The organism is Nodularia sp. UHCC 0506, assembly GCF_034931045.1.
Classification (GTDB): Bacteria; Cyanobacteriota; Cyanobacteriia; order Cyanobacteriales; family Nostocaceae; genus Nodularia.
Genome location: NZ_JAYGHH010000001.1, coordinates 259,709 through 267,537, shown reverse-complemented (window position 1 = coordinate 267,537; position 7,829 = coordinate 259,709). Strand labels below are relative to the sequence as shown.

Here is a 7,829-nt window from a genome sequence, read left to right as displayed (position 1 = left end):
TAAAGGTAGCATCTGATCACAAAGTTATCTTTTATACAAAGGAGTCTAAATCCATGTATGGTCTAGTCAACAAAGCAATTGAAGATATGATTTGTAAATACCACGGTGAAAATACCTGGGAAACTATCAAGCAAAAGGCCGAACTGGAAGACATTGATTTCTTCGTTGGCATGGATGCTTATTCTGACGATATTACCTATCGCTTAGTTGCAGCAGCTTGTGAGGTTTTAGACATGGAGGCAGAAGAAATACTCAAAGCATTTGGTGAATACTGGGTAACATACACCGCAGAAGAAGGCTATGGAGAACTTTTAGATAGCGCCGGCAACTCTTTAGGGCAGTTTATGGAGAACCTTGATAATCTGCACGCACGAGTCGGCTTGAGTTTTCCCCAACTCCGTCCCCCATCTTTTGATTGTGAACACACCAGCGAAAAGTCAATGGAACTGCACTATCAATCAACTCGCCAGGGTTTAGCACCAATGGTGATTGGTTTAATTCACGGATTGGGAAAACGCTTTCATACAAAGGTAGATATTACCCAAACTAGTTTTCGTCAACAAGGTGCATCTCACGATATTTTTGCTGTTGAATATGACGATTCGCAGTCCTAACCTACTTTCGTCACTAGGGTGTAAATTCACAAAGTTGTATTATGGTCATAGCAATTTTATGGGTTCTTCGGTACTTATTATGCTAAACCTACAACTTGAGAGGAGGGAACAGGGAACGGGGAACAGGGAACAGTGAAAAATTTTTACTTTTCTAGTTTTTTAATAAGACTAATAATCATTCTGCTTTCCTCTTTTAATAAGTTAAGAATCATTTCTATATCTTTTTCTGAGCATAATCCTACTCGCTCTGATAAAATTAGGTGAGTTTCTAACTCATTAACTGACCCTTGCGCTATGTTTAAAAATCTTACATATTCTCCTCTATATCGTCGTCCATATCCTTCGGCTATATTAGCCCGAATAGAATTAGCCCGAATAGATGCTGCACTCCTTCTGATTTGTTGAACCATAGCATATAACTCGTCTTTGGGAAAAAGTTTAGTCAGAAAATAGCATCTTTGAGCAATATCCATCCCTTTTTGCCAAATCATTAAGTCTTTAAAGTCATTAATATTGGACATTCTTTCTGTTCCCTGTTCCCTGTTCCCTGTTCCCTAATCTCCACAGACAACTTATTCAGCAAACCCTATGTAAAGCTGCACATAATCCTGAAAATCCATCTTTATCTGTGTGAATTTGCGTTTATCTGCGTACCCTTCGGGAAGCAAGCTACAATTATTCTTAATATTTTATTCCATGCAGCTTCATATTAATATATTATCAGACACCGAAAAATTAAAGTTCTGCCCCAAGTTGATATATTTGAGTCAGGGGTTGGCAATTTAATGATGTACTGATTATTTATGACAAATGATAGGGTGATCGAATCAAATCAATTCAGTCTTAATCCAGACCAATTGGCAGCTTTGTTTCCCTTTCATTTGGTCATAGATCGAGATATGAAGATTGTCCAAGCAGGTGGAGTGCTTCAGCGCATTCTTGAACCTGTATTAATTGTTGGTAGTTGTCTAGAAGAACATTTTCAGATTAATCGCCCCCGTTGTCAAGTAAATTTTGCAGCTATTAACCAGCATACGCGCTCATCAAAAACGGGTTCTTCTCCATCGCTGTTTCTGTTGCAATCCCATCATAAGGAAATGCAGCTAAAAGGAGAAATAGTGTATCTAGAGGCATCGGATCATCTGCTGTTTCTTGGTTCTCCCTGGATTACTGATATTGCCAATTTAAAAAAGCTAGACTTGAAGCTCGATGATTTCCCTCTCTACGATTCTGTTGGAGATTATCTGTTTCTTTTACAGGGTAAGAACTCAGCCTTGACAGATGCGAAAAAACTGACTGCTAGACTTACATCTCAGAGGGCGGAATTACGGGCAACAGCATCAAGATTGAGAACAGTAATTGAAAGTTTACAAGCTGGTGTGTTATTGGAAGACGAAACCCGGCACGTTATTCTAGCAAATCAGGAATTTTGTCAACAGTTTAGTATTCCCGTTTCTCCCGAAGCTTTACAAGGTATGGATTGTCAGCAAGCAGCACAGACAAGTAAACAACTGTTTGCTGAACCAGAGAAATTTATCCAGCGTATAGATCATATTCTCAACCAGAATCAAATTGCTCTGAATGAAGAATTGCCACTGCAAGATGGGCGAATCTTTGAGCAGGATTATATACCTATTGTTGTTAACAAAAAATTTTATGGACATTTGTGGAAATACCGCGATGTTACCCAACGCAAACAAGCTGAAAATGCTCTCAAATTAAATGAAGAACGGTTAAAGCTGGCTTTAGATGCTGTAGATGAAGGACTCTGGGACTGGAATCTGGTGACTGGGGAAGTTTATCGAAGTCCACGTTGGTTTACAATGCTTGGTTATACGCCAGAAGAGCTAGAAAACGATATCAAGCTGAAAATTCGGTTGATCCATCCAGAGGATCTATCCCTCATGCAACAGCGACTGATCGCACATCTCAAGGGGGAGACACCTTTTTATGAGGTAGAAGTCCGGTTTTTTACCAAATCTGGAGAATGGAAGTGGATTCTAGATCGGGGTAAGTTAGTCAGCCGCGATTCTCAAGGTAGAGCGATCAGAATGGTGGGAACCCATCTAGATATTACCGAACGCAAACTCTCAGAAGCCGCACTAAAGCAACAATATGAGCGGGTGCTACTGCTCAAGCAAATTACTGAAGAAATTCGTCAGTCTTTGCAATCGGAAAAAATTCTACAGACAACGGTGACGGAAGTGCAACGGATTTTGCAGTGCGATCGCGTTATTATCTTCCAAATTAACCCTGATGGTAATGGTAAAGTTGTTAAGGAGGCAGTAGTTCCAGAATTTTCAGTCACTTTAGACCAAGATATCAATGATCCTTGTCTGAGGGATGAATACTTTGAGTTTTATCGTCGTGGACGGATGACTGTGATTTCCGATATAGAGAAAGCCGGATTTCAACCTTGCCATGTGGAATTTTTACAGCAGTTTCAGGTGAAAGCCAATTTGGTTGTCCCGATTTTAGTGCGGGAAGATTTATGGGGATTATTAATTGCTCATCAGTGCGATCGCCCTAGAAAATGGACTCAATTAGAATTGGATCTGCTCAAACACTTGGCGGATCAAATGGGTATTGCCCTCACCCAAGCACAGTTACTTTCTCAAGAAACCCATCAAGCCAATCTGTTAGCACTGCAAAATGAAGAATTAAATCTGGCCAAGCAAACAGCAGAGACTGCCAATATGGCCAAAAGTAATTTCCTGGCCACCATGAGTCATGAAATTCGCACCCCTATGAATGCCATTATCGGCATGAGTGGAATGCTTTTGGATACTAGCTTAACTTCTGAGCAACTCGACTGTGTAGAAACTATTCGCAATAGTAGTAATGCACTGCTAACGATTATTAACGATATTCTCGACTTTTCTAAGATTGAATCTGGCAAATTAGAGTTAGAAGCACAGCCTTTTGATTTGCGTCTTTGTGTGGAAGAAGCCCTGGATTTATTAGCTCCCCAAGCCGCTTCCAAAGGGATCGAATTAATGTACCTCATAGAAGCAGATGTACCGACATTTATTACTGGTGATATTACCCGTCTGCGGCAAATTCTCTGGAATTTAATGAGTAATGCCGTTAAATTTACCAAAGTCGGCGAAATAGTAGTGAAGATCACCGCTAGGCCGCTGGTTTCAAGTTCTGGACGCTATGAGTTAAAATTTGCCGTTAGAGATACAGGTATTGGCATTCCCCGCGATCGCTTACATCGACTCTTTAAACCCTTCAGTCAGGTTGATGTCTCCATGACTCGACGTTATGGTGGCACAGGTTTAGGACTAGTCATCAGCAAACGACTGTGCGAAATTATGGGGGGAAGAATGTGGGTAGATAGTCAACCAGATCAAGGTTCTACTTTCTATTTCACAGTTATTTTGCCAGTTGAACCGTCAGCTATTGATAGTTCCATCGGTACTGATCCTGAACTGCTCAATCAACGATTACTCTTAGCAGTTGATAACACCAATTTAAGAAAATGCTTAACTTTGCAACTTCAAAGTTTAGGATTAGATGTTCAAGTTGCCGAGTCTAATGATGCCATACTCCAATATCTGTGGCAAGACAAACCTTTTGCTCTAGCTATCTTAGATATTGATAGTCCAGACTGGAACACTCTCAACCTAACGGCTAAAATTCGAGACATCCCCAAACAACGGAATTTACCTTTGGTGATGTTAAGTTCCAAGGGCAAACAAACCTGGGAAGTGAAACAGTTAGCGGCTGAATTTACGGCTTTTTTACCTAAACCAGTGCGCCAGTACCAGTTACATAATACCCTATTACAAATTATTCGCGGTAGCTGGTTTACCAAAGTCACTAACGAGTCTATCATTCCCTCTTACTCTCGGTTGCCTAAACCAAATCTCCCCACCGTTGATACTAAACTCTCTAAAAGCTTGCCCCTGAAAATTCTCTTAGTTGAGGATGTGTTAGTCAATCAGAAAATTGCTCTCAAGATGCTGCATCGCTTGGGTTATCGGGCAGATGTCGCCAATGATGGATGTGAAGCCTTAGAAGCCTTGCAAAGACAATTGTATGATGTAGTTTTTATGGATATCCAGATGCCAGAAATGGACGGCTGGGAAACAACTTGTCGTATTCGTGGGGACTTTTCCCAGGATGTCCAACCTTGGATTATTGCTATGACTGCCCATGCGCGTGCAGAAGATCGCCAAGAATGTCTGAGTATCGGAATGAATGATTATATTAGTAAACCGATTAGTGTGGAAGGGCTGGAAGCAGTTCTTAAACATTATGGTACTCAGCATCATCAAGGGACAGAACCTGTTACAGATGAAGTATTAACCTCCTCTAACCAGCAGTCAGTCATTGACCGCAGTGTTCTGGAGGGCTTGCGTAGTATGGCTGGTAGTGAGGGCGATAGCTTAATTATGGAACTGATCCAAGTTTACCGAGAAGATACCCCAGTCACAATTCAGGCAATTCAAGATGCGCTGTCCTCTGAAAATCTAGCTAATCTCAAAAAAGCCGCTCATGCCTTGCGATCGCCTAGTGTTAGTATTGGTGCAATCACTTTGAGTAAAATATGTGAGACTTTAGAATATACAGCACAAGATCAATCCTTCGCACAAATCGCTATTCTGGTTAATCAATTAGAGAATGAACACCAAAAGGTGATTACGGCTCTAGAAATGTTTCATAATATTACCGATTAAATACTAATCATAGCGCCGGAACAGGGCATATAAAAAAAATATTATGTCTAATTAACCAGACTTGATAATATATTTTGTTTAATTAATTTTGAATTTTGAATTTTGAATTTTGAATTTTTATAATTATGCCTCAAATATCTGACTCTCAAATCAAAATTTTAGTTATTGATGATGATCGAATTATCCAAATAGTTCTTAAACAAGCACTAGAAAAACAGGGCTATGAAGTTATTCTTGCTTCTAGTGGTAGACAAGGCATAGAACAAGCTCATAAGCATCATCCAGCTTTGATTATTTGCGATTGGCAAATGGACGAAATGGATGGTTTAACAGTATGTCGTGCGATTAAATCCGAAGTTTCTTTATCAACAACATTTTTTATTCTCTTGACTGCACGCAAAACAGTTGAAGATAAAGTTGAAGGTTTAGATAATGGTGCGGATGATTTTTTGAGTAAACCGATTGAAATAAGTGAATTGAAAGCACGAGTCCGAGCCGGAATTAGATTGTATCAAAATAATCAAGAGCTTCAGAAATTAGCTGGAGATTTACAAATTCAAAAGCAGCTTTTAGAAACAGAATTAAATGAAGCTGCTGAGTACGTTAAATCTATTCTACCTGAACCAATATCAGGATTAGTAACAATAAATTACAGGTTTTTGCCTTCTAGTCAATTAGGTGGTGATTGCTTTGATTACTATTGGTTAGATAACAAAAACTTAGTGATTTATCTTTTGGATGTTTCTGGACATGGGTTAGCTGCTGCTCTACCTTCTATTTCTGTACATAATTTATTGCGTTCTCAAACCCTACTACAAGCAAATTATTATCAACCATCTGAAATTCTTAATGCTTTGAATGATGTTTTCCAAATGGAAAAGCATAATACCCGTTACTTTACCATTTGGTATGGAGTTTTTAACATTGAGTCTTATCAATTAACCTATTCTACTGCTGGACATCCACCAGCGTTATTACTTTCTCAATCATCTGATTCTAGTACAAATATCAAACAATTAATTACTCCCAGTATGCCCATCGGGGCATTTGCAGAGGGAAAATATGAAAATGCTGTATGCACAATTCAACCATCTAGTAAAATCTATGTTTTTAGCGATGGAGTTTATGAAGTTGAAATGTCTGATGGTAAACTGTGGGGATTTAACAATTTTATCAATTTATTGACTAGATATAATCACAAATTCATGAATTTAGATGAAATTTTAGCAGATATTAAAACTGTTACAGCTAGTCAATCATTTACAGATGACTGCTCTTTATTAGAAATAAAGTTTGAACCAGAAAATACTTAACGCAAGTGAGATTATTGGTTGTAACTTTGCTTTGTGTCCTTAGTGTCTTCGTGGTTCATTCCTCCATGATAAAAAGCCCATTACGTTACCCAGGTGGTAAGTCAAGAGCTATTAAGAAAATAGCCGCACACATACCAGATAGCTTTTCTGAATTTCGAGAACCATTTGTAGGAGGTGGTTCCGTCTTTATTTACTTAAAGCAAAAATTTCCTCACCTCAAAATCTGGATAAACGATTTAAACCGCGAATTATTCCTGTTTTGGAAATATGCGAAATCTGATTTACCCCAGCTATTAGCAGAAATTCGCCATGTTAAAGATAAATATACAGATGGTAAAATCCTATTTCAAGAATTAACCACTATAGATACTAGAACATTATCTGATTTTGAAAGAGCAGTACGCTTTTTTATTCTCAATAGAATTACATTTTCTGGAACTGTGGAATCTGGAGGATTTTCTCAGCAAGCCTTTGATAAACGGTTTACATACTCCTCAATAGAACGACTAGAGAAATTAGCAGAAATTTTAACAGATGATGTCAAAATCACTAATTTAGATTACAGTCAACTGTTAAAGGCAGACGGCAAAAATGTATTTATATTTTTAGACCCTCCTTATTTTGCTGCAACTAAATCCAGATTGTATGGTAAAGATGGTGATTTACATACAACATTTGAGCATCAAAGGTTTGCAGAATTTATCACAGAATGTGATCATCATTGGTTAATAACTTATGATGATTCACCTCAAATTAGAGAAAATTTTCCCAATTCTCATCTGTTTGAGTGGGAATTGCAGTATGGCATGAATAACTATAAACAAGGTGGTGCAGCTAAAGGTAAAGAGTTATTTATTACCAACTATGATTTAGAGGATGTTTGAAAAGTTTTGGGCGAATATAATATGGCTACTACACAGGCATGACGCGTAGCGGCTTTTCGTAGGGAAGTCCAGCGACCTGGATTGATTAATGCAAAATCAAGGTTTTCAAACCCACGCAGGTGGTCACTGAGCCTGTCGAAGTGTGGGTTTCGTTTGTGTAGCCGCGACTTCTAGTCGCCAAGGTGAGTAATAAATTAGACTTTTCAAACAACCTCTTAGGCTGATAAGTTAAGTTATCGTAAATAATTAAAGGTTTGTATTCAGAATTAAAGGGCTAAAGCCCTTACTACGAGCTAAATTACCATCTGTCTGGTTGATGATGTTGAGGAAAGA

General features: G+C 38.6%; 5 protein-coding genes. 4 read left to right on the top strand and 1 reads right to left on the bottom strand.

What is annotated here, in order from left to right; translation table 11 throughout:
* Window positions 1-53 precede the first annotated feature (53 nt).
* A complete protein-coding gene (locus VB654_RS01185; protein WP_323211613.1) occupies window positions 54-614 on the top strand; it encodes a heme NO-binding domain-containing protein in 561 nt (186 codons plus the stop codon).
* A gap of 143 nt (window positions 615-757) precedes the next feature.
* Here VB654_RS01185 and VB654_RS01180 read toward each other — a convergent pair whose 3' ends face one another.
* Window positions 758-1,135, bottom strand: coding sequence for a four helix bundle protein (locus VB654_RS01180; RefSeq protein WP_323211471.1), 378 nt, complete (start codon window positions 1,133-1,135; stop codon window positions 758-760).
* A 282-nt stretch (window positions 1,136-1,417) separates the two neighbouring features.
* On the opposite strand from VB654_RS01180, the gene VB654_RS01175 reads away from it, so the two are divergent.
* The 3 genes from VB654_RS01175 (at window position 1,418) to VB654_RS01165 (ending at window position 7,496) form a co-directional block, all read left to right on the top strand.
* A complete protein-coding gene (locus tag VB654_RS01175) occupies window positions 1,418-5,299 on the top strand; it encodes a response regulator (RefSeq protein ID WP_323211470.1) in 3,882 nt (1,293 codons plus the stop codon).
* Between the two features lie 125 nt (window positions 5,300-5,424).
* Window positions 5,425-6,612, top strand: a complete 1,188-nt coding sequence (locus VB654_RS01170; protein WP_323211468.1) for a PP2C family protein-serine/threonine phosphatase — start codon at window positions 5,425-5,427, stop codon at window positions 6,610-6,612.
* Between the two features lie 65 nt (window positions 6,613-6,677).
* Entirely contained in the window at window positions 6,678-7,496 is an 819-nt protein-coding gene (locus VB654_RS01165) for a DNA adenine methylase (protein ID WP_323211466.1), read from the top strand.
* The last annotated feature ends 333 nt before the right edge of the window (window positions 7,497-7,829 follow it).